The sequence below is a fragment of the Actinomyces capricornis genome (assembly GCF_019974135.1).
GTDB lineage: Bacteria > Actinomycetota > Actinomycetes > Actinomycetales > Actinomycetaceae > Actinomyces > Actinomyces capricornis.
This window is the reverse complement of record NZ_AP025017.1, coordinates 1562758-1589153: the sequence shown is the minus strand read 5'-3', so window position 1 is coordinate 1589153 and position 26396 is coordinate 1562758. Positions and strand designations below refer to the sequence as shown.

Genomic DNA, 26396 nt, shown 5'->3' with positions numbered 1-26396 from the left:
GATGCGGAGCCGTATGCCCGGCCCTGGAGGTGAACGATGGGGAGTGCGCACTCACGCCGGTTCACGGGCCCGCAGCAGTGGAACACCCTGGGCGACCAGCGGTTCGATGCTAGCCCGCTGGAGGATTCAACTGCGAGCCGCTCCCCGTGGAGTGCATGGGGAGCCCTCCCCATCCCCATGGCTGCCCATTGACAAAACTTCCTGCCCGCTCGATTCCAGCGGCCCCAGCAGCGGGGAGCCTGCCGTGAATACTGGTCGTGTCATTGAGAGCCCGCCCACTCTATGGACAAGGTCACACCCTCGTCAGCCCGGCGCCCCGCCCGCCCTCAGCCCCGCCAGCATGCGGGCCCGGCGGGGAGGACGGCGCAGGGGCCGCACCCGGCCCACCCGCGGCCGACCCCGGTCAGGCGGCGCGCGAGCCCTGGCGCCGTCGTCGCCGGGCGGCCTGGAGGGCGGGGTCGGGCACGGGCACGGCGGCCACCAGGCGCCGGGTGTAGTCCTGCTGGGGGTCGGCCAGCACATGCCGAGTGGGCCCCTCCTCCACCAGGCGCCCGCCACTGAGCACCACGGTGCGCGAGGCGATGGAGTCCACCACCGCCAGGTCGTGGGAGACGAAGAGGCAGGCGAAGCCCAGCTCGGCCTGGAGCGAGCCCAGGAGGTCCAGGACCACTGCCTGGACCGAGACGTCCAGGGCGCTGGTGGGCTCATCGGCGATGACCAGGCGCGGTTCCAGGGCCAGGGCCCGGGCGATGGCGACCCGTTGGCGCTGCCCGCCGCTCATCTCGTGGGGGTAGCGCTGGGCCATAGCGGCGGGCAGCCGCACCGCCTCCAGCAGCTCGCGCACCCGCGCCTGCCGGGCGGCGGCATCGGCCTGGCCGTGCACCACCAGCGGCTCGGCGATGGAGGCCCCCACCGTGCGCCGGGGATTGAGGCTGGAGGCCGGGTTCTGGTAGACGACGCCGGTGGCGCGGCGCACGGGCAGCAGGTCGCGACGCCGGGCCCCGGCGATCTCCACCCCGCATACGCGCACCGAGCCCGAGGAGATGGGCACCAGGCCGGTGAGCGTGCCGGCGATGGTGGACTTGCCCGAGCCGGACTCCCCCACCATGCCCAGCACCTCGCCGGGGGCGATGCTCAGGCTCACGCCCTGCACGGCGCGCACCGGGCGCCGCGCGCCGCCGTAGACCACCTCCAGGTCTCGGATCGCCACCACCGGCTCCTGGCTCCCCGCGCCCCCGCCCGCGCTCTCCGTGCCCTGGACGGCACCGGGCCCGGCGGGGGCGGCGCTCCTCGCGCAGGCCGCAGCCTCGAAGGGGTCCTCCTGGCGCAGGGAGTCCAGGCGCGGCACGGCCGCCAGGAGCTGGCGGGTGTAGGGATGCTGCGGGCGGGAGAAGATCTGCGCCACGGGACCGCGCTCGACGATATGCCCGGCGCGCATGACGGCCACCTCGTCGGCGATGTCGGCGACCACCGCCATGTCGTGGGTGATGAGCAGGACGGCCAGGCCCTCCTCGGTCAGGGAGCGCAGCAGGTCCAGGATCCCTGCCTGGACGGTGACATCCAGGGCGGTGGTGGGCTCATCGGCGATGAGGACCGGGGGCTGGCAGGCCAGGGCCAGGGCGATGCAGGCGCGCTGGAGCTGGCCCCCGGAGAGCTGGTGGGGGTAGGAGTCGGCGATCCGCTCCAGATCCTCACCGCCTCCCAGGCCCACCCGCTCCAGCAGCTCCAGGACACGGTCCTGCACGCGGGCTCCCCCGCGCCTCCTCCAGCCCCACAGCGGGCCGCGAGCGCTGCGGGGTTCGCCGGAGCCGCCGGGTTCGCCGGAATCACGGCGCCTCCGCGCCTGGGCCCCCGCACCGGGGTGGGCCCGCACCGCCTCACCGATCTGGAAGGCGATGGTCTCCAGCGGATTGAGGGCGGTGGTGGGCTCCTGGAAGATGGTGCCCACCAGGCGCCCGCGCACGTCATCGAGCACCCGCCGTGGGGCGCCCACCAGTTCGACGCCGTCGAGGCGGGCCGAGCCGGTGACGCGGGCAGTGGGCGGCAGGAGCCCCAGGGCGCCCAGGGCGGTCACCGACTTGCCCGAGCCCGATTCCCCCACCAGCGCCAGGACCGTGCCGGCGCGCAGGTCCAGGTCGATCCCGGCCGAGGCGGGGTCGACGGCGCCGGCGAAGGCGACCCCGAGGCCGCGCAGGCGCAGCACCCCGCCGGTCTCCTGCGCATCGGGCCCCTGGGGGCCCGCCTCATGGGCGCCGGGCTCCTGGGCCCCGGTCATGAGCCGCTCACCCCCACGACCTGGTAGCTGGGGTAGGCGGGGTAGGACTCCACGAAGAAGCCCTGGACCCCGGAGCCGCGCAGGAAGGAGTTGCGCCGGAAGGCCAGGGGCACCACGGGGACGTCCTGGGCGATGGCGCGGTCCAGCTCGGCCCACTGGCTGCGGGCCGCCTCGGTGTCCAGGTTCGCGGCGGCCTCGGCGATGGCGGCATCGACCTTCTCGTTGGAGTAGCGGGAGATGTTGTGCCCGCCCTTGCCGATCTCGGAGGAGGCGAACAGAGGCTGGATATTGGCGTTGGCCGAGGGGTAGTCGGGGTTCCACGAGGCGATGGCCAGGTCGTAGGTGGAGCCGTCGCCCTGGGTGGCGCGCTCGTTGAAGGCCTCGGAGGTCTGGGGGTCGATGGTCACGCTCAGCCCGGCCTCCTTCAGGGACTGCTCCACCGCCTGGGCCACGGCCTGGTGGGCGGCGGAGTTCTGGGTGAGCAGGACCAGGGAGGGGACCTCCTTGCCTTCGAGCAGGGAGGCCGCCTTGCCCGGGTCGGTGGGGTAGAGGTCGTAGTCCTGGCGGCCCGGGATGCCCGGGGTGATGAGGGTCGAGGCGCTCACGGCCCCCAGCTCCCCGCCCAGGGCGGCCACGACCGCCGCCTTGTCCACGGCGTGGGCGATGGCCTGGCGGACCTGCGGATCGGTGACCCGCTCGACATTGATCGCCAGGTAGGTGGCGGGGCCGCCGTCGGGGGTGGTGGCCAGGCGATCCTTGGCGGCCGGGTTGGCGGTGACCTGGGCGAGCTGGGCGGCCGAGACCCGGTCGGCACCGAAGGCGGTGCGGTCCTGCCCGGAGTCGGCGATGAGCCGCTGGGAGGCGGTGGACTCGTCCTGGCTGAGCTCGAAGACGATGGAGTCGGGCAGGGCCAGGCGCACCTGGTCGGTGTCCGCCGACCAGTGGGGGTTGCGCTCCAGGGTCACCGAGGAGCCCTGGGCGGCCTGGGCCACGACGTAGGGCCCTGAGGCGATGGGCGAGGCGGTGTAGGTGGCGGGGTCGTCGCCCTCGGGTACCGGGGCGAAGGCACCCTGGGCCACGATCCAGGGCCAGTCCCCGAAGGCGCGGGTGAGCTGGAAGACGATGGTGGAGTCGTCCGGGGTCTGGATGGAGTCCAGGTGCTTGCCCTCATAGGGGCCCTCGTAGTCCTGGGCCCCGGCCAGGAGGGCCTTGTGGTAGGTCAGCCCGCCGGCCAGGGCCGGGGCGAAGGAGCGCTCCACCCCGTGCTTGATGTGGGCCGAGGTCAGGGGGGTGCCGTCGGACAGGACCAGGCCCTTCTTGAGGGTGAAGGTCCAGCTCAGCCCGTCGGAGCTGACGGTGCCGGTGTCGGTGGCCAGGTCGGGCACCAGCTCGACGGGCTTGCCCGGGGCCAGGCTCCAGGTGGTCAGCCGGCGGTGGACCAGGGCCAGGGAGGTCATGGGCATGGACTGGCTCTTGGCCGGGTCCCAGTTGAGGTCGGTCTCCGAGGTCAGGATCCTCAGGGTGCCCCCGGCGGTGGCGGTTCCCGAGCTCGACGAGGTCGCCGAGTTCGCTCCGCAGGCGGCCAGGGCCAGGGAGCCCAGGGCGCTCATGCCCGCGCCCAGGAAGAGGCGGCGCGAGGCGGTGGGGTGTGCCAGGCGCACGGCTGTGGTCAGCGAGAGGGCAGTGGGCTTGTCAGACATGATGTGTGTCCTTCCTGGGGGTCCGGGCCGGGAGCGGACCGGAGGGGTGGGCCCCGCGCGGTGGGCGGGGTGGTACGGAGGGGGCGGCGGAGCGGCGCCGCCCTTTAGACGCGGGGGTCGATGAGGGCGGCCACGGCGTCGACGATGAGGTTGGCCACCACCACGAAGGCGGCCGAGACGAGGGTCAGGCCCATGACCACCTGGATGTCGGAGGCGCCGACGGCGTCCATGAGCAGGGCGCCCAGGCCCTGCATGGAGAAGACCCGCTCGGTGATGACGGCCCCGCCCAGCAGGCCGCCCAGGTCCAGGGCGAAGAAGGTGAGCAGGGGCAGGGAGATGTTGCGCATGACGTGGCGGCCGATGACCCGCCTCTCGGGCAGTCCGACGGCGCGGGCGGTGCGCACGTAGTCCTCGCCCAGGTTCTCCAGCATCTCGCCGCGCACCATGCGGGCGTAGACGGCCGCGGAGATGAGGGCCAGGACGCACCAGGGCAACAGGAGGTGCCAGGCCCAGTGCAGGGGGCTCTCGCTCAGGGGGGTGTAGCCCGAGACCGGGACCATGTCCAGGGTGAAGCCGAACAGGAGGATGCCCAGCAGCCCCAGGAGGTAGGAGGGGGCCGAGACCCCCAGGACGGTGCCGGTCATGATGCCTCGGTCCAGGCGCGAGCCGCGCCGCAGGGCCGAGACCGTGCCCGCGGCCACGCCGATGACCAGCCACAGGACGGCGGCGCCGATGGCGATGGAGGCGGTCACGGGCAGGCGGTCGGCGATGAGCGTGCTCACCGGCGTCGACAGGCGGAAGGAGTAGCCCAGGCAGGGGGCGGCGCAGGTGATGGCCTGCGCCCCGTGCCCGAAGGTGCGCCCGGCGACGATGCCCACCAGGTAGTTCCAGAACTGGGTGTACCAGGGATCGGAGTAGCCCATGAAGGCCCGGGCCCGCTCCAGGTTCTCCGGGGTGCAGGGCTTGCCGCAGGCCAGGGCGGCGGGGTCGGAGGGCCACAGGGAGAACAGGGCGAAGGTGGCCAGGGCGGTGAGCACCAGGGTCAGCAGGGTCAGGGCCAGGCGGGAGGCCAGGTGGGCGGCCACGCGGGGTGCCAGGAGGCGGGCTCGGCTCCGGGTGCGTCTCATCGGTGCTCACCGGTCCTGGGGTCGAGGGCGTCGCGCAGTCCGTCGCCGAAGAGGTTGAAGGCCAGGGTCACCAGGAACAGGGCCATGCCGGGCGCCAGGAGGTACCAGGGGTCGGTGGCCACCCAGGTGATGGCCGAGCCGATCGTGCGCCCCCAGGAGGGGGTGGGCGGGGCCACCCCCACGCCCAGGAAGGACAGGGCGGCCTCGGCGGTGATCCGGCCGGGGATGGAGATCGTGGTGAACACGATGATGGTGGCCACCAGGTTGGGCAGGACCTGGGTGGTCAGGATGCGCAGCTCCCCGGCGCCCATGGCCCGCGAGGCCTGCACGAAGGTGCGGTTGCGGATGGCCAGGGTCCGCGATCGCAGGACTCTGGCGGTCGAGGGCCAGCCCAGCAGGCCGATGATGAGGATCATCACCGGCACGCGCGGCGCCGTGGCCGGGATGATCGCGGAGATCGCGATCATGAGCACCAGGTGGGGGAAGCCCAGGGTGATGTCGGTCAGGCGGGAGACCAGGGCGTCCCACCAGCCGCCCAGGTAGCCGGCGCTCAGGCCCAGGACGATGGCCACGGCCATGGACAGGGCGGTGGCGCCCAGGCCGATGGACAGGGACGTGCGGGTGCCCTCGATGACGATGGCCAGCAGGTCTCGCCCGGTCTGGGGCTCCACGCCCAGGGGGTGGGCGGTGCTGACGCCGCCCAGGGGGCCGCGGGGCACGCCCGAGGGGTCGAGCAGGTCGAGGTGGTAGCTGTAGGGGTCCACGCCCAGGGCCCGGGTCAGCAGTGGGGCCAGCAGTGCGACCAGGCAGGTGAGGATGACGACGGCGCCGCCGGTCAGGGCCCAGCGGTCGGCGGCCAGGCGGCGGGCCAGGTAGCGCCAGCCGGTGGGGCGGGCAGGCGCCTCGTCAGCGGCCTCGGAGGCCTCGGGGGCGGCTGCCTCGTCGGCGGCGTCGGGTACGGACAGGTCCTGGGCAGAGGAGGGCATCAAGGATCCTCACGAGCAGGGGAGCGCCTGGGCGCTCAGAGCGAATGGGTCACGGGCTGTCGTCAACGACAGCGGCAACAGCACATTCGCTTGGTCATCAACCGGATCCCTCCTGCGTGGGGCGCCAGGGTGGCGCGACGCGAATGAACGTAGCACTGCTTGCGCCGGGGACACCTCACCGACCGGCAATCTGAGACCATCGTCACCCCCTCGCCGACCTGCGACGGCGGCCCACCACGCGCACCGCTCCGCCCAGCGGCCCCGGGTCTCACCGGCCCGCGCCCAGGAAGCGGGCGACCTCCTCATCCCCGCCCTCCCGCAGCTCCTCCATGGGGCCCAGGGCGCGCAGCCGCCCCTGGATCATGACGCCCACGCGGTCGGCCACGGTGGCGGCCTCCTGGTGGTCGTGGGTGACATGGAGGGCGGTGGTGCCCTGGGTGCGCAGGATGCCGGCCAGCTCGACGGCCAGCTCCTCGCGCAGGGCCCGGTCCAGGGCGGACAGCGGCTCATCGAGCAGCAGCAGGCGCGGGCGGGGGGCCAGGGCGCGGGCCAGGGCCACGCGCTGGGCCTGGCCCCCCGAGAGCGTGGTCACCGGACGGTCGGCGAAGTCCGGCAGGCCCACGAGCTCCAGGACCTCGGCCACGCGCTGCTCGCGCTCGGCGCGGCCCATCCGGTTCAGCCCGTAGGCCACATTGCCGGCCACATCGCGGAAGCCGAAGAGCTGGCCGTCCTGGAACATGAGGGCGAAGCCACGCCGGTGGACCGGCACGCCGATGATGTCGCGCCCCTGCCAGGTGATCGTGCCGGCCGCCACCGGCTCCAGGCCGATGACGGCGCGCAGCAGGGAGGACTTGCCCGATCCCGAGGGCCCCAGCAGGGCCACCACCTCGCCGTCGGCCACGTCCAGGTCCACCGCCTCGACGGCGCTCAGCGCCGGGCCCCGGCGCGAGGCGGGGGGGTAGACCACGCTCAGGCCGCGCAGGCTCAGCACCGGCGGGGCACCGTGCTCTGTCATGAGGACTCCTTGATCGAGGGGGAGGCGGATCCGCTGGGGGTCGGTGGCGGGCCGGGCCGCGGCGTCCGGCGCACGGGGCCACGGGGCCCTCGGGGGCGGGCGGACCCCCGGCCCGCGGCCGCCCACCGGTTCTGGGCCTGCTCGCACACGATCATCAGGGCGGCGGTGAGGGCCGCCAGCACCACGCCCGCCGCCAGCCCCATCCCCTGGTTCTGGGCCCCGGGCGAGCCGATGAGGCGGTAGAGGACCACGGGCAGGGTCTGGGTGGTGGGCCGGGCCAGGAAGGACGTCGCCCCGAACTCTCCCAGGCTCGTGGCCAGCGCGAAGCCGGCCGCCAGCCCGGCGGCCCGCAGCAGGTGGGGGCCGTCGATGGTCGCCAGCACCCGGCCCGGGGCGGCCCCCAGCGCCGCGGCGGCCTCGCGCTGGCGCGGGTCGATGGCGCGCAGCGCGGGCAGGAGGGTGCGCACCACCAGCGGCACCGCCACCACCGCCTGGGCCAACGGCAGGATCCACCACGAGGCGGTCAGGCCCACCGCGGACAGCGTGATGAGGAAGCCGAAGCCCACCGTGACCGCCGAGACGCCCAGGGGCAGCATGACGGCGGCGTCGAGCAGGGCCGAGGCGCGGGCGAGCCAGGGCGAGCGGGGGCGCCGGGAGAGCACCAGCGCCAGGGCCGCACCCACCGTCAGGGCGATGGTGGCGGCGGCCGCCGCCACCTGCAGGGAGTGGGCGGCGGCCTGCCACACGGTGGCCGTCAGCGCATTGCGCTGCCCGGTGGTGCCCAGGTCGGTGTAGTTCGCCAGGGTCCACCGCCCCGCGCGGCGCAGGGAGCGCAGCACGAGCACCACCATGGGGGCCACCAGCAGCCCGAGCGCGACCAGGAGGGTCAGGGCCAGGGCGGGGGCGTCAGAGGCCCCCAGGCGCGAGGGCGCCACATCCAGGCGCAGGCGCAGGGCGGCCTCGTGGCGCTGCCTGGCCCGCTCGTTGACCCACAGGACCCCGGCGATGACCACCAGCTGGAGCACGGAGAGCACGGCCGCCGCGCGCAGGTCGAGATACTGGGCGGTGAGCACGTAGATCTCGGTCTCGATCGTGCCCACCCCCGTGCCGCCCAGCACCAGGACCAGGCCGTAGGCGGTGGCGCAGAACAGGAAGGCCAGGCTCGCGGCCGAGGCGATGGCGGGAGCCAGGCTGGGCAGGGTGACCGTGCGGAAGGCCCGCCACGGTGAGGCGCCCAGGGAGCGGGCCGCCTCCACCGCGCGCGGGTCCAGCCGGGACCACATCGTCCCGACCATGCGCACCACGAGCCCGTAGTTGAAGAAGACCAGGGCCGCCACGACCGCGCTCATGGTGCCGTCGAGCCCCAGTCCCCCCAGTGGGCCGCCGGTGGTCACCAGGGCGTGGAAGGCCACGCCCACGACCACCGTGGGCAGGACGAAGGGCACCGTGACGATCGCCCGCAGCACCCCGGCCCCGGGGAAGCGGCGCCGGTAGAGCACCAGCGCTCCGGGCACGCCCAGCACCACGCACAGGGCGGTGGCGGCCGCCGCCTGGAGGAGGGTCTGGCGGATGATGCGCCAGGTGCGCTCGCGCGTGAGGACCTCCCCGAAGCCGGAGACGTCCAGGGCACCGTCGACCAGCAGGCCGCGGGCCAGCAGGGTGGCCACCGGCCAGGCGAAGAGCAGGGCGAGGAAGCCCAGGGGCAGGGCCACCGCCAGGGCCCAGCCGCCCCTCTCGGCCCAGCCGGGGCGCGGGCCCCGCGGCCTGCCCCGGCTCACGAGCCGGCGGCCTGGGTCCAGGCCTGCAGCCACGTCTCGCGGTTGGCGGTGATGTCGGCCGCGGAGACCTCGATGGGCGCCTCCGCCAGGGGGCCGAACCTCTCCAGCTCGGTGGGCAGGGCGGCCTTGCCGTCCACCGGGTACATGTACATCTGGCCGGGGATGTCCTCCTGGACCTTGGTGGAGAGCATCCACTCCACGAAGGCCCTGCCGCCCTCGGGGTTGGCGGCGCCGGTGAGGACCCCGGCGTACTCCACCTGGCGGAAGGCGGTGTCCAGCAGGGCCGCGGTGGTGGTGGCCGACTTGTCCTCGGTGAGGGTGTAGGAGGGGGAGGAGGCGTAGGACACGACGATGGGGTAGGCGCCCTCGCCCCCGCCGGCGGTGAAGTCGGTGTAGTAGGCGTCCGTCCAGCCCGCGTCGATGCGCGCGCCATTGGCCACCAGGCTCTTCCAGTACTCGGCGAAGCCGTCGGCCCCGAAGTGGCCGACGGTGGCCAGCATCCAGGCCATCCCCGGGGAGGAGGTGGAGGGGTCGATGGCCACGAGCAGGTTCTTGTACTCGCTCTTGAGCAGGTCCTCGAAGGTGGCCGGGGCGCTGAGCCCCTTGTCGGCGAAGTAGGCGGTGTCGATGTTGAGGCACACATCGCCGACGTCGATGGGGGCCAGGGCGGGGGTGTCGTCCACGAGGTAGGCCTCGGCGCCGTCGGGCAGGGTGACGGTGACGGTCTGGTCGACGATCCCCTCGGCCAGGGCACGCGAGGCGTAGGTGTTGTCGATGCCGAAGAAGGCGTCGCCCAGGGGGGCGTCCTTGGTGAGCACGAGCTTGTTGACCAGCTCGCCGGCGTCGCCGGAGGCCACCAGGGACAGGGTGTAGCCGGTGTCGGCCTCGAAGGCGCTGATGAGGTCGTCGGAGACCTTGAAGGAGTCGTGGGTCAGCACGGTGACGCTCGCGCCTCCCCCGGCGCCCGAACCCCCCGAGCCGCCCGAGCCGCAGGCCGCCAGGGCCAGGCCCAGGGCTCCTGCGGCGGCGCCGCCCAGGAGCCGGCGCCGCGAGGGGGCGTATCGGGCCGGCCCGGGGGCGCCCGGCTCGGGGTGGTGGCCGGGGGCGCGGTGCGCTCGCCCGGCGGGGCTGGTGTGCCTGGTGGTCATGACTGTCCTCCTGGAAGAGTGCCCGGAGGGCCCGGGCACGCCGCGATGCGGCGCCCGGGGAGATGTTCTCGACTTCCTTCGCCGGTGCTGGCCGGAGCAGGTTCGAGGGTCTGCGGCTGTGCGCACTCTCAGCGCCGGGTCCCGGCCCGTCCGCGGCGCCGGGGTGACGCTCCCCTGTCGTGGTGGCGAGTCTACGTCCCCTCCCCACCCTGCTGCACATCGTCAACCGGGGCCCCACCGGATCATGCGGAGAACCCCGGGCCGAGGGCCACCAGGCCCGCCCAAGATGTGCAACGCGGGCCGGTCGTGCGCGCAGCGGCCCTGGTACGGCATGATCGTCCCGACACCGGGGGCCTGACCGGCCCCGGGAGCAGCCGGCGCTCCGCGCATCCCGCAGCGGGGCGCCCGAGATCACCGGACTCGGAGGATTCATGGCCAAGAAGGACAGCAACGGCACGGACTTCACGTGGAAGGCGACGGCCGCGGTCGCCACGCTCGCCTCGGGCTTCGTGGCGGAGAAGGTCGTGGCCCTGGGGTGGAGGGCCATCACCGGCAAGCCGGCCCCTCGCGAGGAGGACCAGCTCCTGAACTACCAGCTGACCGAGGTCGTGGTCTTCGCCGTCATCTCGGGGGCGACCATCACCCTGGTGCGCGAGCTCGGCCTGCGCCAGGCGGCCAAGTGGTACAGCCGCCACCGTCCCTCCAGCACCCCCGCCCCCAAGGCCATCAGCGCCTGATGGCACTGGGCGCCCGGCTCGGGACTGCCGGGCCCGCCGTGCACTGCGACCCCGTTGTCGCCTGGCCGGCGCCGCTCCGCGCCCTGCCTGTGCTGCCGGGGCCGGCCAGGCGTCCGCAGACGGCGCTCCCCCAGGGCCGCCACTGCGGGCTCCTACACTAGGAGGGCGCCGACGGCGGCTGCGGGCGGCCCGGCCGGGCGCCGTCGGCACGCCCCTGGCGCCCCCCTGACCTCGTTGACGCATCTGAGGAGAAGCCGAGCCGATGAGCGCTGTGCAGATCGTCTGTGCCGTCGTCGTCATCATCACCACGACGATCGGGCTGGCTGTTTTCGCACGCGCCTGCTGCACTATTGCCGCCCGCATGGCGGTGGGACGCGCCGTGCCCCGCGCCCGGCTCCGGCCGGTGGGCAGGCGCCTGGCCCTCATGCTCGGTGCGGTCGTGGGCCACACCGCCTTCAAGGGGCGGCCCCTGATCCGGGCCGCCCACTGGCTGGTGATGGTCGCCTTCCCGCTGCTGTTCCTCACCCTGGTCTCCGGCTACGGGCAGGTCCTGGGCGGGGCGTCCTTCTCTCTGCCACTGATCGGCCACGCCGCCTGGTGGGGGTGGGTGGTCGATGGGATCGCCTGGCTCTCGACGGCGGGGATCGTGGGGCTGACCGTCCTGCGCTGGCGCCTGACCCGCGCCGGGCGCGCCGCGCCCCCCTACCCCCAGGACTCGGAGGGCGGCAGGCGCCCGCGCACCTCCCGCTTCGCCGGGTCGACGTCGTGGCAGGGCCGGTTCGTCGAGGCCACCATCATCGGGGTGGTGGCCTGTGTGCTGGTGCTGCGGATGCTGGAGCACGCCCACCTGGCCCTCTCCCCGGATGCCGCGCAGCGGGCCCTGGCCTCCTGGACGCACTTCCCGCTGACGGCCTGGAGCGGGCCGCTCCTGGAGCCCCTGGGGGCGCGGGCACTGGAGAGCGCCATCCTCATCACCGCCACGCTCAAGGTGGTGCTGTCGATGAGCTGGTTCGTGGTGGTGGGCCTGCAGCCCTCCATGGGTGTGGCCTGGCACCGCTTCCTGGCCTTCCTCAACATCTACGCGCGCCGGGAGGCCGACGGCTCCAAGGCCCTGGGGCCCCTGGAGCCGATCCTGGTGGAGGGCGAGCCGCTGACCGAGGCGAGCATGGAGCGCCTGGAGGAGGCCATGGATGCCGCCGAGTCCGGCGAGGGCCCCGAGGTGCGCCTGGGGGTGGGGCGCATCGAGGACTTCACCTGGAAGGGGCTGCTGGACTTCTCCACCTGCACCGAGTGCGGGCGCTGCCAGGACCTGTGCCCCGCCTGGAACACGGGCAAGCCGCTGTCCCCCAAGCTGCTGGTCATGGCGCTGCGCGACCACCACGCGGCGGCGGCCCCCTACCTGCGGGCGGCCAGCGCCCTGGGTGTGGAGCCCGAGGAGGTCACCGGCGAGATGGTGGCCCAGCGCCCCGCCTCCGGCGGCCCGGTGGGCCGGGCACTGGGCATGCGCGATGGCCTGGCCCGGGGGACGGATCTGGGCCAGGAGGCGGGCAGCGCCCACACCGGTGATGTGCTCGGTGCGCTGCTGGCGGCCAAGGCGGCCCCCTCCCCGGAGGGCGTGGCCCAGCGCCCCGCGCCCCTGGCCGGTGAGGTGATCCCGCCCGAGGTGCTGTGGGCGTGCACCACCTGCGGGGCCTGCGTGGACCAGTGCCCGGTGGATATCGAGCATGTGGACCATGTGGTGGATATGCGCCGCCAGCAGGTGCTCATGGAGTCGGCCTTCCCCAAGGAGCTGGGCGGCATGTTCCGCAAGCTGGAGTCCAAGGGGAACCCCTGGGGACTGGCGGCGCGCAAGCGCATGGACTGGGCCAAGGGGCTGGACTTCGAGGTGCCGGTGGTCGGGGCGGATGTGGAGTCCGCGGCCGAGGTGGACTACCTGTTCTGGGTGGGCTGCGCCGGGGCTTATGAGGACCGGGCCAAGCGGACGACGCGGGCGGTGGCCGAGCTGCTGCATATCGCCGGGGTGAGCTTCGCGGTACTGGGCGACGGCGAGACCTGCACCGGGGACCCGGCCCGGCGGGCCGGTAACGAGATCCTCTACCAGATGCTGGCCGCCCAGAACGTGGAGACCCTCAATGAGGCGGGGGCGCAGCGCATCGTGGTCACCTGCGCGCACTGCTTCAACACGATCGCGCGGGAGTACCCGCAGATCGGCGGCCGCTACGAGGTCCTGCACCACACTCAGCTGCTCAGCAGGCTGGTGCGCGAGGGCCGCCTGAAGCCGGTGGCGCCCCAGGCGCCTGACGGTGGGCCGCTTGGGGATCGGGGCCAGGGGGCCCCGGCGGACGCGCCAGTCCTGACGGCCCGGGCGGACTCCTCCCAGGAGGACACCGGCGAGGCTGTCGAGGCGGCGGAGGCTGCGGCGTCGGCTGGCAGCAGGGAGCCGGGTGGCTCGGGCGAGCCGGACCCGCGGGAGGCGGCCCCTGCGGCGCAGACCCCACAGGCGCCGACGATCACCTACCACGACGCCTGCTACCTGGGGCGGCACAACCGCCTCTACTCCCCGCCGCGCGAGCTGATCGAGGCCACGGGGGCCACGGCGGTGGAGATGCCGCGCAGCCGGGAGCGGGGCTTCTGCTGCGGTGGCGGCGGGGCGAGGGCCTTCATGGAGGAGTCCATCGGCACGCGCATCGCCGCGGAGCGCTCGCGCGAGGCGGTGGGCACGGGGGCGCAGGTGATCGCCACCGCCTGCCCCTTCTGCACCACGATGCTCTCCGACGGCGTGGCCTCCCAGGGCGCCGAGGTGCGCGTGGCCGACGTGGCGACCCTCATGCTGGAGGCCGTCCACCGCGGCCAGGGCTGAGTCAGGGCTGACGCCGACCGAGCCCCAGCACGGCATACAGTCAGTGCACCTGATGCCAGAGTTTTCTGGCATCAGACCGGATCTGGCTCATTGTGGGGGTGGTCGGGGTATTCGCCGCGCACAACCTCGAAGAGATCGCCCACCTGCCGCAGGACCTGGAGACCCTGCCGGCCTGGATCAAGAAGGCGGGCCCATGGCGCGACGTGCGCTCCTTCACCGTGGCGACCAGCCTGCTGACGGCGGCCGTAGGAGCCGGTTTCGGCGCCGGTCATGGGGCTGCTCGCCGCCCGCGTGCTCTCCTCCTCCACCCGCTCACTGAGCACAGCCGCTCGCCGACGGATCCTTCCTGTGGGGAATATGACGGCGCTGCCCGCGATAGTCGGCTCTCTTGCGCTCGGGCGATTCCTGACCCGCAATGAACGCCAGCAGGAAGGCTATGACCGTCCTTGCACATCGGGATGAACGATGAGGACCGGCCCTGGACCCCGAGGGGCGGAACCGGTCGTGATGCCCTCACCATAGCTGCCCGGCGGGCTCAGGATCACCAGGGGCGCGTCACATCGACTGTGCTCTCCGCCCACTCGGTTCCTACTCGACCGCAGATCGACCCTTGTCGACGCAGATCCGCCCCCTCTCACGGGGCGGATCTGCGTCTTGACGGGCAGCACCGAGGCCCAGGCCCGTACCGGTCCCTCAGGCCAGGGGCTGGCGCTCGGCCCACTGCTCGGGGCTCAGGCGCCGCCCGGTGTAGAAGGGCGTGTCCTCGCGCACGTGCAGGCGGGCCTCGGTGTAGCGCTGGTGGTGGATGACGCCCTCCAGGCGGTCGAGGGTGTCGGCCTCGAAGCCCAGGATCCACTCGTAATCGCTCAGGCCGAAGGTCGCCAGGGTGGAGCCCTTGACGTCGGGGTACTTGGCGTACCCGTTGCGCCCGTGCTGGGCCATCATGCGCGAGCGCTCCTCAGGCGCCAGCAGGTACCACTCGTAGGAGCGCACGAAGGGGTAGACCATCACCCAGTCGCGCGGGGCGACCCCGCCGAAGCAGGCGGGGATGTGGCGGCGGTTGAACTCGGCGGGCGTGTGCAGCCCCATGCAGGACCACACCGGCTCCAGGTGGCGGCCCAGGGCACTGGCCCGCAGGCGGTGGTAGGCGTCCTGGAGGACCTCGGGGTCGTCGTCGAGCCACCACACGAGCAGGTCGGCGTCCGAGCGCAGACCGGCGACGTCGTACCAGCCGCGCGTGGTGACCCCGGAGCCCTCCACGAAGTGGGAGGACTCCCCGATGAGGCGCTCCCGGGCGGGCTGGGCGGCGGGCAGCGGCGAGATCAGGCGGAAGACGCCGTAGAGGGCGTAGTGGTTGCGGTTGTTGACCTCGTCGAGGTCGACGTCGGTGGCGTCGCGCGGGTCGTAGTGGGGGCGGCGCTCCTCGTCCTCGAAGCGATGCACACCGCCCTCCGGCTGCGTGGCCTCCCCCGGCACCTCACCCTGCGAGGGCGGGGGGCCGGCGGGGGCCGCCTGGGCGTCGTCGGGGTGCTGACTGTGGGTCATCGGTCTTCCTTCTCTCTCTTATCCGGCTCGCGCCGATGCTGACCGGCGCTCCTGCCTCGCCTCAACCTACCCGGCCACGGGCTCCTCCCGACCGCACGGGCGGCCACGCACTCGGCTCAGCCGCCGCGGGTACCAGCATGCCCCTGGCCCGGATGCCCTCCGTGCCCGGTGGCGGGGCGGCAGCAGTCGGGCGGGCAGACGGTGTGGAAGGGGCCCAGGCCGGTGGTGGATGTCGGGCGGACGGCCTCCCCGCGTGCCGCCGCGGCCCGCTCGGCCAGGACGTCGACCAGGGAGGCGACGAAGGCCGGGTGCGTACCGGCGGTGGCGGCCCGCGCGTAGGGCATGCCCAGGGCCTCGGCGGTCTCGCGCGCCTCGGTGTCCAGGTCGAAGACGACCTCCATGTGATCCGAGACGAAGCCGATCGGGGCGACGACGACGGGCACCCGGCCCTGGGGCGCCTCCTGGGCCAGGGCCTCCAGGCGGTCGTTGATGTCGGGCTCCAGCCATCGGGCCTGGGGCGGCCCGGAGCGCGAGCAGTAGACGAGCTCGTGCTCGGGCGGGCGGGGCAGTCCCAGGCGCTGGACCACCTGCGGGACGATGGCCTCGATGAGCGCCTCGTGCTGGGCGACGTAGGAGACTTCGGTGGACAGATCGGGGCTCATGCCGGGCTCCAGCACCACGGGCTCGGCAGTCCCGCTCGCCCCGGCCGGCCCAGCCCCGGGGCGGGCCGGGGAGGGGGCTCCCTGGCCGGGCCGGGGCGCGGATCCCTCCTCCATGGAGGTGGGCACGGAGTGGGTGACGAAGACCAGGCGCACGTCCTGGGCTGCGATGCCCTGGGCGCCGAGCTCCTCATAGGCGGCGACGATGGCGTCGGTGTTGGCCTCCAGCATCCCGGGGGTGTTGTAGTAGGGGCGGGCCTTGTCGACGACGGGCACCTGGGCGCCCAGGGGCCGCCCGCCCCTGCCGCCCACGCGGGCCACGGCGTCGGCCTCGGGGCCCTGGCCGGTGGCGCCGTCGGTGCCGGACTCCAGCTGGCCCAGGGCCGCGCTGACATCCTCGCGGTACTGGCGGCACCCGGAGTAGGAGCCGTAGGCGGAAGTGGTCAGGGCCAGGACGCGGCGAGCACCGGCGTCGGCCAGCTCGCGCAGGGCCTGGCTGACGAAGGGGTGCCAGTTGCGGTTGCCGATGACCACCGGGACGCTGGAGCCGCGGCGGGCCAGCTCGGCGCGCAGGGCCTCCAGCAGCTCGGCGTTGCGCTCGTTGATCGGCGAGGCGCCCCCGAAGCGCTGGTAGTGGCCGGAGACCTCCAGCAGTCGGGAGTCGGGCACGCCCCGTCCGGCGGTGGCGTTGCGCATGAAGGGCAGGACGTCGTCGGGACCGGTGGGGCCGCCGTAGGACAGCAGGAGCACGGCGTCGTAGGGGGCGAGCAGATCCGTGTCCGGATCGGCGGTCAGGTCGATGGACTCGACGGCCGCCGGCATGGCCCGGGTGCTGGTGATCCGGGCTGCGTCGTCCAGGGCGCCCGCCTCTCTCACGTCGGTCATACTGCCTCACTCTTATCAATATGGTCCTGAACAACATCAGACCCTATCACCAGGGCGAGCGCCTCCCGGTAGGCCTCCTGCTGCCCGGCCTCACCGGCGCGACGGGCCTGAACGGTGGGCTGATGAAGCAGACGGGCCGCCAGGCGATGCAGGGCGCGCTCGGCCTGGGCCAGGGAGACCATGGGCTCGGGCGCAGGGGCCGGCTCAGCCCCAGTCCCGGGCCTCGCCCCCGGCGCGGCCCCGGTCCGCCGCCCCGGCTCCGCACCCCCACGATCCGGGGCAGCCGCGGCGCTCACGGGGCGCAGCCGCACCGCCTCCTCCTCCACGGCCCGGGCGGCATGGGAGCGCAGCCCCGCGATGAGGGCGTCCATGCGGCGCCCGGCCAGGCTCCGCTCGAAGTCGACGAGCTCCTCCTCCACGATTCGCCAGGCAGCCTCCACCTCCTGGCCGGCAGCCCGGGGGACGGAGGCCTGAACGTGATCCAGGTCGAGGTGGATGATGCCGGGCAGCTCGGCCACCGCGGGCTCCACATCCCTGGTCAGGGCCAGGTCGAGGAGGACCCGGACGCCGTGCCGCGCGGGCTCCAGCCCCTCCATGAGCCCACTGGTCAGCACTGGCGAGCCCAGGCCCCGGCAGGTCACGACCAGGTCGGCCCGATTCAGCGCCTCGCCCAGCCCCCCGGGCGGCACGGCCTGGAGGCCGCGCTCCTGGGCGAAGGCCCGGGCCCGGTCGGTGGTGGAGTACACGCCGATGCGCCCGGCCCCGCGCTCACGCAGTGCGCCGACGGCGGCGCCGGCGTAGGAGCCGGTGCCCACCAGGAGCACCCGGCACTGCGAGAGCGCGGGCAGGTGGGATCCGGCCAGATCGAGACCGACGGCGACGACGCTGCGCCCCCGTCCCGCCAGGGCCGTCTCCCCCGCCACCCGGCGCGAGACGATCGAGGCACGCTCGACGGCGCGGATGATGGGAGTGCTCAGCGTGCCCTCCGCCGCAGCGGTGCGCTGGGCCCGGCGCAGCTGGCCGGCGATCTGGCGCTCACCGACCACCATGGAGCGCAGCCCGCAGGCGGTGGCGAACAGCTCACGGTGGGCCTCCTGCCCGGCGAAGCCCACCAGGTGCAGGTCGCCGGCGGGCAGGCCCGCGCGCTTCGCCAGGAGCCCGGCGAGGGCATTGGCCAGGGGGCTCCGGTCCGCCTGGGGCGAGGCGGGCTGACGGGCGGGGTGCGCGAATGGATCATCGGCCTCAGCCGCATCGTCTCCGCCGGCCTCACCGGGCTCCTCACCCGTGTCCACCAGGAGGGACAGGCGGTTGCAGGTGGACAGCACGAGCGCTCCTCGCAGCCCGAGCGGGGCGGCGAGGAGATCGGGCCCCAACTGCGGGGCCACCGCCCCCAGGCGCGCGACGACATCGAGCCCCAGGTGGCGGTGATCGGCGGAGAGAAAATGAATAGCCACTGCCTGCGCATTGAATCATCAGGGGACCCTGTGTGCACAATTGGCGCACTGTCGGCGCAGCATTGTGGTGACAGCGCGTCAGAAATATGTTCATGACGCCGGGTCACCTCCTGATAGCACCAGAAGACCCGCGTCATGGCAGCGAAAACCACCCGATAAGGAAACCCTCGCACAATGACAGGCCTTTCGTCGAGATATTCCAGGAGCATCACGCCGCACCAGCACCCATCCCGCGACTCCGATGATTCTGAAAGCAATTCGTCACAGAATTCGCGCAGTGGCGGCGCAGCGCCTCTCGGCAGCCCTGTCCCGCCACTCCTGGAGGCTCTGGGCGGCCGCGCACCGGCCCGCACACCGGTGTGGTTCATGCGCCAGGCGGGCCGCTCCCTGCCGGAGTACCGGCGCCTGCGCGCCGGCCGGCCCATGCTGGAGTCCTGCCTGGATCCGGGGCTGGCCGCCGAGATCACCCTCCAGCCGGTGCGCCGCCACGGCGTGGACGGCGCCGTGCTCTTCTCCGACATCATGGTGCCGCTGCTCCTGGCCGGCGTGGGGGTGCGGATCGCCGAGGGCGTGGGCCCCGTCCTGGACTCCCCGGTGCGCAGCCCCCAGGACATCGAGGCACTCATCGCCACCAGCCAGGACAGCGGCCGCGCCCCCCGGGGCCGCCTGACCCCCCAGGCGCTGGAGCCCATCGCCCAGGCGGTGGGCCGCGTCGTCGCCGAGCTCGGCGCCCCCGGCCGTCCTGGCGCCCGCGAGCACCTGGGCCCACGGGCCCGCGCCGGCCTGGAGCACAGCGCCGGACAGGCGGGCTGGACACCGGTCATCGGCTTCGGCGGGGCCCCCTTCACCCTGGCCGCCTACATGGTCGAGAGCCGCCCCAGCCGCGACCACCTGGCGGCCCGCACCCTCATGCACTCCGATCCCGCCGCCTGGGAGCAGCTGATGACCTGGTGCGCCTCCATCACCGGCAGCTTCATGGCGGCCCAGGTGCGGGCCGGGGCGGCGGTGGCCCAGCTCTTCGACTCCTGGGCGGGCAGCCTGTCCCCCACCGACTACCGCGAGCGCGTGCTGCCCTACTCCGCCCTGGCCCTCCAGATCGCCGGCGAGGCGGTCAGCCCCACCACGGGCCGGGCGGCGCCGCTCATCCACTTCGGCACCGGCACCGCCCGGCTCCTGACCGAGATGCGCCGCGACGCCGACGCCGTCGGGGTCGATGAGCGCATCGGGCTGCGCGAGGCCGCCGAGATCCTGGCGGGCACCCCGGCCGGGGCCTGCCCCGTGCAGGGCAATATCGACCCGGCCCTGCTGGCGGCCCCCGAGGCGGTCCTGGGCCCGGCGGTGCAGCGGTGCCTGGAGGAGGGCGGGGCCGCTCCGGCCCATGTGGTCAACCTGGGCCACGGGGTGCCGCCGGGCACCGACCCCGACGTGCTCACCGGCATCGTCGCCCAGGTGCACGGCTCCGACTCCTGGCGCGCGGTGGCCCGGGAGGGCTGGGACCCGCAGCGGGACGAGGAGCCCGGGGCATGAGCGGCCCGGTGGCCTCGCGGTGGGACGCCGTCGTCGTCGGGGGCGGGATCGCGGGCCTGAGCGCCGCCTGGGAGTTGGCGCGCGCGGGCCTGCGCCCCCTGCTGGTGGAGGCCCGCGGCTACACCGGGGGGCTGGTGGCCAGCGCCCCCATCGCCGGGGTGCCCATGGATCTGGGGGCCGACAGCTTCGCCGACCGGGGGCGGCGCGCCCGCGGCGGCGCTCGGGACGGTGCCGGGGACAGTGCCCCGGAGGCCGCTCGCAGCGGTGCTGCCAACGGTGCTGCCAACGGTGACGGTGCGCCAGCCGATGGCGGCCTGGGGCCGAGCGGCCTCATGGCCGAGCTGGGCCTGCGCACTGCCGCCCCGAGCGGGCGGGCCCACCTTTTCCTGCCCCCCGCCCCGGACTGGCCGGACGGGTCGGCGCCGCCCCAGGAGCAGGAGTGGTGCATGCACCGTTTCCCCGCCGACTCCTTCCTGGGGATCCCCGCCGACCCGATGGCCGACGACGTCGTGGCCATCATCGGCGCCCGGGCCGCCCGCCAGGCGGCGCGGGACCGCGAGCTGCCCGGCACCGTGGGCACCGGCCAGGCGGGTGATCTGGCCTCCTTCGTCAGGGAGCGGATGGGCCAGGGCGTCCTGGACCGCCTGGTGCGCCCCGTCGTCGCCGGGATCCACAGCGCCGATCCCGGCTCCTTGGCGGTGGACAGCGTGCTGCCGGGACTGCGCGGGGCCACGGCCCGCCTGGGCTCCCTGGGGGCCGCGGTGGCCGAGATGCTCGCCCAGCGCCGCGCGGCCGGTCAGCGAGGTGGGGACCTGGGCGTCGTCGGCGGGCTGTTCCTGGCCGTGGAGGCGATGCGCCGCGACATCGAGGCGGCGGGGGGCACCGTGCTCACCCGCACCGGAGGCCAGTGGCTCCGGAGCGAGGGGCCCGGCTGCTGGCGCCTGGGGCTGGCCCCCACCGGCCGGGGGCCCACGCCCTCCGCTGAGCCGGTGCCGGTGGGCCCCGTGTGGGAGGTGAGCACGGCGCGCCTGGTCCTGGCCTGCTCCCGCACTGCCGCCCTGCGGCTGCTCGATGGCCTTCCCGGCCTGGAGGCGCAGGTGGAGGCGCCGTCGGGCTCGGCCATTGCCCGGCTCATCCTGGTGGCCCGCGCCCCTGGGCTCGATGAGGCCCCCGTGGGCTCGGGGCTGCTGGTGGCCCCCGCGGTGGAGGATGGGGCCTGCCCGGTGGAGGCCAAGGCCCTGTCGCATCTGAGCGCCAAGTGGCCCTGGATCGGCCGGGCCCTGCGGGAGCGGCACGGCCCGGGGGTCCATGCCCTGCGCCTGTCCTACGGGCGGCCCGGGGCGCCGCGGCCCCGCGTGGACCTGGACCGGGCGCTGCGGGAGGCCTGCGCACTGACCGGAGTGGATATTGCGCCGGAGGAGGTCATCGACCACAGGCTGGTGCGCTGGGACGAGGCCCTGGCCCCCACCACCCCCGAGGGCCGCGAGCGCGTGAGGCGCCTGGAGGGGCGGGTCGCGCAGGCCGGGGGCGTGGGGCTCACGGGGGCATGGGTGGCCGGCAGCGGCGTGGCCGCCGTCGTGGCCCGGGCCCGCCGGGTGGCCCGGGGGCTGGTGGACGGCGCACCTGCGGCGGGTAGTCGAGCACCGGGCGCGAGTGGGAGCCATGGCACCGGGGACGACGGGGGGCCGGGTGCGAGCAGGGAGAGGATCAGCGGTGATGAGAACAGACGAGGAGCCGCTCATGGATGACCAGCACGAGGGCCGCGGCGACGGCGACCGGCGGGCCCGGGCCGGAGGGCCCCAGGACCTGCGGGAGCCGGGTCGGTGGGAGGCGGGCCTGCGCCTGGGGACGCGGGGCTCGCGCCTGGCCCTGACCCAGTCCGAGCAGGTGGCCCGCGCCCTGGAGGGGGCTGGCGGGCCACCGATCTCGATGGTCACCGTGCGCACCCGGGGCGACGGCGATCGCACGCCCCTGCGCGACCTGGGAGGCGTGGGGGTCTTCGCCGCCCGACTGCGCCTGGCCCTGCTGGGCGGGGAGGTGGATCTGGCCGTCCACTCCTGCAAGGACCTGCCCTCCGCGCCGGCGGAGGGCCTGGAGATCATCTGCACGCCCGCCCGCGAGGATGCCCGCGATGCCCTGTGCGCCCGCGATGGGCTGGGCCTGGAGGAGCTGCCCCCCGGGGCGCGGGTGGGCACCGGCTCCCCTCGCCGCGCCGCACAGCTGCTCGGGCTGCGCAGCGACCTGGAGGTGGTGGACCTGCGCGGCAACGTGCCCACGCGCCTGGCCCGGGTGCGCGGCATGGCGGGGGCGCTCGGGGTGGGCCGCGATGAGCCGGTGGCCCCGGCGGTGCGCGACGCCGAGGGGGACCTGGACGCCGTCGTGCTGGCCATGGCGGGGCTGGAGCGCCTGGGCCTGGGGCACTGCGTCACCCAGGTCCTGGGCGTGGAGGAGATGCTGCCGGCCCCGGCCCAGGGGGCGCTGGCACTGGAGGCCCGGGCGGGGGCGCTGCAGGACTGCCCCGCGCTGGGCCGTGCCGCGGCCCGGCTGGAGGATGCCGCCACGCGGCTGGCGGTGACGGCCGAGCGCGCGCTCATGGCCGCCCTGGGGGCGGGGTGCGCGGCTCCCCTGGGGGCCTGGGGCCGCGTCGTCGAGGTGGACGCGCAGGCCCCGGGGCACGGCCCCATCCCTGGGAGCGCGGCGGGAGATGCTGCCGGTGGTGGGGCCCGGGGCGCTCAGGGCCCCCAGGGGCGCGGGGCGGCGGGCAGCGTCCGGCTCCTGGAGCTGCGCGCCGTGGTCTGCACGCCCGATGGTCGACGGCGCGTGGCCTGCACCGAGCGGGTGGCCCTGGGCCCGGCCGGGCCCCACGGGCAGGGGCGGGCCCTGCACCCGGCGGGTCGGCACGACGCAGCCGGGGGCCAGGCGCCCGGGCATGACCGGGGTGCTGCTCGCCTCCCGGCCTCGCAGCCCGACCTGGCGGCGGCGCAGGAGCTGGGCGCCCGCGCGGCGGCGGTCCTCCTGGAGGGCGGTGCGGGCAGGATCGTCGACCTGCGCGCCGGCAGGCCGGGGAGGCGGTGACGCATGCCCTCCCACCCGGATCCCGACGCGCTGCCGCCCTGCACTCCACGCCCGGCCCCTGGGCCCCCAGCCCGCACATCCCACAACGCCGTGGCCGACGCTGCGTCGCCTGGTGCCCCTGCCGCGCCGGCGGCCCCGGCCCGGGCTGGCGCAGGCGCCCCCCATCAGGGTGCCGCCGATATGGCGCTGGTGGGCCGCACGGTGCTCCTACCGCGCCGGCGCGATCCCGACGCCCTGGCCCAGGGCCTGGCCGAGGCGGGGGCCCGGGTGCTGCGGGTGGCCCTCACCCGCACTGTCACAGGCCCCCGGCAGGAGCAGGGCCTGGCCCGCCTCAGCGAGGATCTGGTGGCGGGCGGGGCGGCCTGGCTGGTGCTGACCTCGGCGCGCACCGTGGAGGCCCTGGCCCCCCACCTGCGCCGGGCCCAGCGCGCCCGGGGGGCCGGCGCAGCGCCGGGGGATGCGGCCGAGCGGCGGTGCGAGCACGCGCCGGGCAGCCCCACCGCTAGCGCACCCGCCGGCACGGGGGCCCCGGGTCCAGCCGGACGCACCGGCCCGCCACACCACCCCAGCAACCCCAGCGGTCCCGGCGGTCCCGGCGGTCCCAGCGCCGCGACCGGGCCGACCGGCACGCCCCCGCTGGGCGGGCCCGCCGCAGCAGTGCGGGTCGCCGTCGTCGGCCCGGCCACGGCCCGGGCCTGGGAGGAGGCCACCGGCCTGACCCCGGACCTGGTGGCTCGGGGCAGCGCCGCGGCGCTCCTGGACCTGCCCGACCTGGCCGGCGGCCCACACCCCCCGGCAGCGAGCCTGGGCGAGAGCGGCGCAGACAGCGCAGACAGCGCAGACGGTGCGGCCGGCGCATCCGGCTCAGCCCCCGGGCCGGGCGCGCCCCCCTCCCGGACGGCCCCGGATGCGCTCGCGCCGGCCGAGGCGCAGCGGCGCCTGCTCCTGCCCGCCTCGGCCCTGGCCGACCCCGCCCTGGCCCAGGGGCTGCGGCGCGCGGGCTGGGAGGTCGAGCAGGTCGAGGCCTACACGACGCGGGCCCTGGAGCCCGGGGAGGTGCCCGATGAGCTGCGGCGGGCCTGGCGCCCCCGGGGCGGCGATAGCGGCCCCGATAGCGGCCCTGATGACGGCACTGGGCACGGCTGCACGGGCGGCGTGGACGCCGTCGTCCTGACCGCGCCCTCCACGGCCCGGGCCATGGTGGAGCTGCTGGGCCGCCCCCCGCGCGCCACGCGGCTCGTGGCCATCGGGGCCACGACGGCGCGCGCGATCAGGGGCCTGGGCCTGGAGGCGGCGGCGGTGGCCAGTGCGCCCACGCCGGCCGGCGTGCGCGAGGCCGTGGAGGAGGCCCTGCGGGAGCCATGAAGGCGCCCCGCAGAGGCGGCGCTGCACATCTTCAGAGCCCGAAGAGCCGACCCCGGCCACACGATCCGCATGATCCCGCCACCTGCCCCCGCACCGGGCAGGTGAAGATGTGCAGCACGCGGGCGCGCGCCCCTGACCCGCGGCATCGCCCGCTCATGCCATCCTCATCCCACCACCGCAGTCCACGAAGGATCGCCATGACCCCCAACGCCACGCCCGGCCCCGCCCCGGCCGACACCGATGCCCATGCCGATGCCACCGGCCTGCTGGCGCGCCACGGCATCCCGGCCCCTACGCCGCCCGCGGTCCGGCCCCGGCGGCTGCGCACCACCCCGGCCATGCGGCGCCTGGCCCGCGAGCACGTCGTCGACCCGGGCAGCCTCATCCTGCCGGTCTTCGTGCGCGAGGGCATCAGCGAGCCCCACCCCGTCGAGTCGATGCCCGGCGTGGTCCAGCACACCCTGGAGACCCTGCGCCGCGAGGCCGCCGCCTGCGCCGAGGCCGGCATCGGCGGCATCGACCTGTTCGGGGTGCCCGCCGTCCGCGACGAGACCGGATCCCAGGCCTGGGCCCAGGAGGGCATCCTCAACCGGGGGATCGCCGCCGTGCGCGCCGAGGTGGGGGACGCGCTCGTCGTGTGCGCCGACACCTGCCTCGATGAGTTCACCAGCCATGGGCACTGCGGGGTGCTGCGCGGCGCCGGCCCCCGCGCCGGGGAGGTGGACAATGACGCCACCCTGCCCCTCTACCAGGCGATGGCGGTGGCCCAGGCCCAGGCGGGAGCCCATATGGTCTCCCCCTCGGGGATGATGGACGGACAGGTCGCGGCGATCCGCGGCGCCCTGGACGCCGCCGGGCACGAGGACGTGGCCATCCTGGCCTACTCGGCCAAGTACGCCTCGGCCTACTTCGGGCCCTTCCGGGAGGCGGTGGGCTCCACCCTCACCGGGGACCGGCGCACCTACCAGCAGGACCCCGCCAATGGTCGCGAGGGACTGCGCGAGGCGGCCCTGGATATCGCCGAGGGCGCCGACATCGTCATGGTCAAGCCCGCCGGCCCCTACCTCGATGTGCTGGCGGCGGTGGCGGCCGCCAGCCCCGTGCCGGTGGCCGCCTACCAGGTCTCCGGGGAGTACGCGATGGTCGAGGCCGCCGCCCGCAACGGCTGGGTGGAGCGCGAGCGCGTCATCGCCGAGTCGCTGCTGGGGATCGCGCGCGCCGGGGCGGACATGATCCTGACCTACTGGGCCCGCGAGGTCGCCGAGAACCCGGCACTGCGCTGAGTGGGGGCCTCCGACCGCGCCGGAGGCTGAGGGACGGGGGCGGTCGGGGAGTCGGCTCCCGCAGAAGGCGGAGCAGCCCGGAGAAGAACGGCCCCTGCGGCATAAGCGAACCTACGAGTTCGGGTTAGCGAACCTACGAGATGGGTATAGCGGACGTGCAACGCAGGTGTATCAACCTTCGCGGATCATTCCATGGGGCCACTCCGTCATCGACCGCAGGAATCTCATTGAGCGGATCGTGCGAGGCGGGTATCCCGCAATCCGCCAGGCCTCCCCCCGGCTCCATGGCCGCTGGCTGGACGATTATGTCAACCGCCTCCTTCACGTGGATGCTGGCGACGATGGCAGCCGGACCGATCCGGCCCGGCTGGAATCGCTTCTCCGGCTCATCGCGGCCAACCAGTCCGGCGAGCTGGTCAAGGCACGGCTGGCTCAGGAGGCCTCCCTGCCCGCCTCCTCGGTGACCACATATGTGGATGTCCTGTCGCGGCTCTACCTCATCGACACTCTTCGGCCATGGGAGCCGAACCTGACCACGCGGGAGACGGGGCGACCCAAGGTGATGGTCTCGGATTCGGGACTGGCGGCGCGACTGATGGGGCAGACCGCTGGCTCGCTGAGCGACATGGTGACCGGATCCACCATGCTCGGCTCGCTCCTGGAGGGCTTCGTTGCTGCGGAGCTCAGGGCGCAGCAGGAGTGGAGCGAGACGGCCTATCGGCTCTTCCACTGGCGAGACCGCAACGGCAAGGAGGTGGACCTCATCATCGAGCTCGATGACGGCGGTATCGTCGCCGTCGAGGTCAAGAGCACCCGGTCCTTGCAGGGGCGGCACTTCGCCGGCCTCGACTTCCTCAAGGACCGGCTGGGCCCGCGCCTGCGGGCCGGCGTGGTGCTCGCGCCCCTGGATGAGCCTCTGCGCTACGCCGACCGGCTGTGGGGCCTTCCCGTATCGGCGCTCTGGCAGTGAGGCCGGC

The 26396-nt window shown here is 74.7% G+C and carries 18 protein-coding genes; 8 read left to right on the top strand and 10 right to left on the bottom strand.

The window, feature by feature from the left end; all coding sequences use genetic code 11:
• Positions 1–403: 403 nt before the first annotated feature.
• The 7 genes from MANAM107_RS06375 to MANAM107_RS06345 all read right to left on the bottom strand — a co-directional run bounded on the left by MANAM107_RS06375 (position 404) and on the right by MANAM107_RS06345 (position 10029).
• A complete protein-coding gene (locus MANAM107_RS06375) occupies positions 404–2275 on the bottom strand; it encodes a dipeptide ABC transporter ATP-binding protein (protein ID WP_223906396.1) in 1872 nt (623 codons plus the stop codon).
• Entirely contained in the window at positions 2272–3975 is a 1704-nt protein-coding gene (locus MANAM107_RS06370) for an ABC transporter substrate-binding protein (RefSeq protein WP_223912611.1), read from the bottom strand. The genes MANAM107_RS06375 and MANAM107_RS06370 overlap by 4 nt, the downstream gene beginning before the upstream one ends.
• Before the next feature lie 104 nt (positions 3976–4079).
• Entirely contained in the window at positions 4080–5102 is a 1023-nt protein-coding gene (locus MANAM107_RS06365) for an ABC transporter permease (protein ID WP_223912608.1), read from the bottom strand.
• Positions 5099–6088, bottom strand: a complete 990-nt coding sequence (locus MANAM107_RS06360; protein WP_223912606.1) for an ABC transporter permease — start codon at positions 6086–6088, stop codon at positions 5099–5101. Before MANAM107_RS06360 ends, MANAM107_RS06365 begins: the two co-directional genes overlap by 4 nt.
• Before the next feature lie 268 nt (positions 6089–6356).
• Positions 6357–7103, bottom strand: coding sequence for an ABC transporter ATP-binding protein (locus tag MANAM107_RS06355; protein ID WP_223912602.1), 747 nt, complete (start codon positions 7101–7103; stop codon positions 6357–6359).
• A complete protein-coding gene (locus MANAM107_RS06350) occupies positions 7100–8881 on the bottom strand; it encodes an ABC transporter permease (RefSeq protein ID WP_223912599.1) in 1782 nt (593 codons plus the stop codon). Before MANAM107_RS06350 ends, MANAM107_RS06355 begins: the two co-directional genes overlap by 4 nt.
• Positions 8878–10029, bottom strand: coding sequence for a thiamine ABC transporter substrate-binding protein (locus tag MANAM107_RS06345; RefSeq protein ID WP_223912595.1), 1152 nt, complete (start codon positions 10027–10029; stop codon positions 8878–8880). The genes MANAM107_RS06350 and MANAM107_RS06345 overlap by 4 nt, the downstream gene beginning before the upstream one ends.
• A 431-nt stretch (positions 10030–10460) precedes the next feature.
• On the opposite strand from MANAM107_RS06345, the gene MANAM107_RS06340 reads away from it, so the two are divergent.
• Positions 10461–10766: a DUF4235 domain-containing protein gene (locus tag MANAM107_RS06340; protein WP_179900601.1), complete on the top strand. Its 306-nt coding sequence runs from the start codon at positions 10461–10463 to the stop codon at positions 10764–10766.
• 262 nt (positions 10767–11028) lie between these two features.
• The gene (locus MANAM107_RS06335; RefSeq protein ID WP_223912592.1) at positions 11029–13626 is read left to right on the top strand and encodes a (Fe-S)-binding protein; all 2598 of its coding nucleotides are present in this window, start codon (positions 11029–11031) and stop codon (positions 13624–13626) included.
• A gap of 693 nt (positions 13627–14319) precedes the next feature.
• Here MANAM107_RS06335 and hemQ read toward each other — a convergent pair.
• The 3 genes from hemQ to MANAM107_RS06320 all read right to left on the bottom strand — a co-directional run bounded on the left by hemQ (position 14320) and on the right by MANAM107_RS06320 (position 18169).
• Positions 14320–15171 (bottom strand): hydrogen peroxide-dependent heme synthase, encoded by an 852-nt coding sequence (hemQ, locus tag MANAM107_RS06330; protein WP_223912577.1) that lies wholly within the window; start codon positions 15169–15171, stop codon positions 14320–14322.
• 116 nt (positions 15172–15287) lie between these two features.
• Positions 15288–16652, bottom strand: a complete 1365-nt coding sequence (locus MANAM107_RS06325) for a ferrochelatase (RefSeq protein ID WP_223912906.1) — start codon at positions 16650–16652, stop codon at positions 15288–15290.
• 59 nt (positions 16653–16711) lie between these two features.
• A complete protein-coding gene (locus MANAM107_RS06320; RefSeq protein ID WP_223912573.1) occupies positions 16712–18169 on the bottom strand; it encodes a glutamyl-tRNA reductase in 1458 nt (485 codons plus the stop codon).
• A 366-nt stretch (positions 18170–18535) separates the two neighbouring features.
• Here MANAM107_RS06320 and MANAM107_RS06315 point away from each other — a divergent pair, with 366 nt between their 5' ends.
• From MANAM107_RS06315 to MANAM107_RS06285, 6 genes are all read left to right on the top strand, one after another.
• Positions 18536–19696, top strand: coding sequence for a uroporphyrinogen decarboxylase (locus MANAM107_RS06315; RefSeq protein ID WP_263421936.1), 1161 nt, complete (start codon positions 18536–18538; stop codon positions 19694–19696).
• Positions 19693–21444, top strand: coding sequence for a protoporphyrinogen/coproporphyrinogen oxidase (locus tag MANAM107_RS06310; RefSeq protein ID WP_223912568.1), 1752 nt, complete (start codon positions 19693–19695; stop codon positions 21442–21444). Before MANAM107_RS06315 ends, MANAM107_RS06310 begins: the two co-directional genes overlap by 4 nt.
• The gene (hemC, locus tag MANAM107_RS13080; RefSeq protein ID WP_263421935.1) at positions 21413–22771 is read left to right on the top strand and encodes a hydroxymethylbilane synthase; all 1359 of its coding nucleotides are present in this window, start codon (positions 21413–21415) and stop codon (positions 22769–22771) included. Before MANAM107_RS06310 ends, hemC begins: the two co-directional genes overlap by 32 nt.
• Positions 22772–22951: 180 nt before the next feature.
• Entirely contained in the window at positions 22952–24136 is a 1185-nt protein-coding gene (locus MANAM107_RS06295) for a uroporphyrinogen-III synthase (RefSeq protein WP_223912566.1), read from the top strand.
• 197 nt (positions 24137–24333) lie between these two features.
• The gene (hemB, locus tag MANAM107_RS06290; protein WP_223912564.1) at positions 24334–25419 is read left to right on the top strand and encodes a porphobilinogen synthase; all 1086 of its coding nucleotides are present in this window, start codon (positions 24334–24336) and stop codon (positions 25417–25419) included.
• Between the two features lie 166 nt (positions 25420–25585).
• Positions 25586–26389: an ATP-binding protein gene (locus MANAM107_RS06285; protein ID WP_505606733.1), complete on the top strand. Its 804-nt coding sequence runs from the start codon at positions 25586–25588 to the stop codon at positions 26387–26389.
• Positions 26390–26396 lie beyond the last annotated feature (7 nt).